The 2,118-nt window shown below is 39.3% G+C and carries 1 protein-coding gene; it reads left to right on the top strand.

Translation table 11 applies throughout. The features are described from left to right. A partial coding sequence (locus DXA13_RS20560; protein ID WP_347559942.1) for an argininosuccinate lyase occupies positions 1-1,748 on the top strand: 1,748 nt, incomplete at its 5' end. Between the last annotated feature and the right edge of the window lie 370 nt (positions 1,749-2,118).

The following is a 2,118-nucleotide window of genomic DNA, read 5'->3' as shown; positions in this document are numbered from 1 at the left end:
GTATTTCAGAAAACAAAAAGGAGAGTGCATTCATTATGAAAAAGCAGACTAAATTAGTTGCAGTATTATCTGCATCAGCTCTGTTAGCAATGGGCGCTTCCATGACATCCTTCGCAGCTAGTGGCTGGACACAGGAGAATGGAACTTGGTATTACTATGCTAAGGACGGAAGTCGCGTAACAGACGAGTGGAAGAAATCAGGAAACTACTGGTTCTATCTTGGCGATGACGGCGAGATGGTAACAGATCAGTTAATCGAAGACGATGACGATTACTACTATGTAAACCAGGATGGTGCTATGGTAACCAATGGCTGGGTAGCAGTAGATAACGATGATGCTGGTGACGAAGATGAGCCGGATCAGTACTGGTACTACTTCCAGAACAATGGTAAAGCATTTAAGGGTAATGACAATACTAGCTCTGTAAGATTCAAAACCATCAACGGCAAGAAATATGCGTTCGATGAAGAAGGCAAGATGCTGTTTGGATGGGTATCCGAAGATGGCGAAAGACAGACGGGTGATGACGCTTGGAGTGAAGAGGCGGTTTATTACTTAGGCGATGAGAATGATGGAGCGATGGCTACCGGCTGGAGATTAATCAATATCCTTGATGAAAACTGGTCTGATGAAAATCCGTATGATGAGAAGTACGATGATGATCAGGATCGCTATTTCTATTTTAAATCTAATGGTAAAAGGTATTTTGCAACATCAGATAAGTTGTTACAGAAAACTATCAATGGAAAGAAATATGGTTTCGACCAGTATGGCCGTATGGTTGCAGAATGGAATATAACTACAGCTGCAGAAAATTCAGCTACAGCTTCTGAGTCAAGAACATGGGCATATTTCTCTAGTCCAGAAGACGGTGCTCGTAAGACTAAGGGCTGGTTTAAAGTGACACCAGATCATGATCTTGATGAAGTTAAGTATGACGATGCAGAAGATTTCTGGTATTATGGTGATGGCAAAGGAAATCTGTATGCTAATGTCATTAAAACAATCAATGGCAAAAAGTATGCATTTGATGAGTATGGCCGTATGATGGATGGATTAAGATTAATTCAGTTCAATACCACAGCGGATAATAAATATGTCAGCACAACTGATATTGCATATTCATGGAAAGATGATACTGAAAACGGGAAATTCTTTGATACAGAAGATAATCTCGACGCGACAATCAGAACTTTAATGGCTGATGAAGACGCTAATGAATATGCTTTCATGTACTTCGGTGATGAAGACGATGGAGCTGTAAAGACCGGAAAACAGACAATTGTCATCGACGGTGATAAGATTGACTTCGAGTTTAACAAGAATGGTAGCAAGAAGGGCCAGGGCAGAAACGAAGTTGATGATTCTGATAAGGTTGTTTATGCTATGGGTAAGAAATTCAAGGCAGATTCTGACAATAAATACGAAATCGTATTTGAACTTGAAAGTGGTTCTTTGATTTCTTTAAGTGTTCAGGATTATATTACAGCTGCTGGTTTGAATCAGTACGAAATTAGGAATAGTAAAGATGAACTCGAGGAATACTATTACTCTAAGACAAAGGGTGATGAAAAGGATTGCTTGATTACTGAATATGATGACGTAAAAGTTGTAGAAGGTTCTATTCGTGTAATTAATACCTCTGGTACTATGATTAAGAGTAAGTCTAAGTGTAAAGATGGTGATGATTATCTTCTGAAAGTTAAAGAAAAGAATATCACAAAGATTTTCACAGAAGAAGACTAAATCATATTTCGATATGAAATTCTAATTGCCAAATAATGACCGGGTGCACTCCCGGACATGAGAGAAAGGACAGCGAAAGCTGTCCTTTCAGACTGTAGACAAAGCGGTGTCAGGACATTCGTCCTGGCACTGTTTTCTACATAATTCATATCATTTTTTGCACACAAACAAGCGTTACCGGGTTCTTATGGAGTGTGTGAAAAAAAGTCTGTAAATGCTGATCTTCTATGATAATCACTGGGCTGAAAGTTCCTTTTTGGACTTTCAGCCCTTGTTTTATATATAACAGCAACTATCGTTGTATGTCAAGAGCAGGCGAATATTCCGCCTGTGAAAAATAAGACAGATTGGCTTATTCCGGCAGACGGCC

Origin of the sequence: Clostridium sp. AM58-1XD (assembly GCF_003464085.1) — a bacterium.
In the GTDB taxonomy this organism is placed as follows: domain Bacteria; phylum Bacillota; class Clostridia; order Lachnospirales; family Lachnospiraceae; genus Lachnoclostridium_A.
Note: the sequence above shows the minus strand (reverse complement) of the source record. Positions and strands in the feature narration are given on the sequence as shown.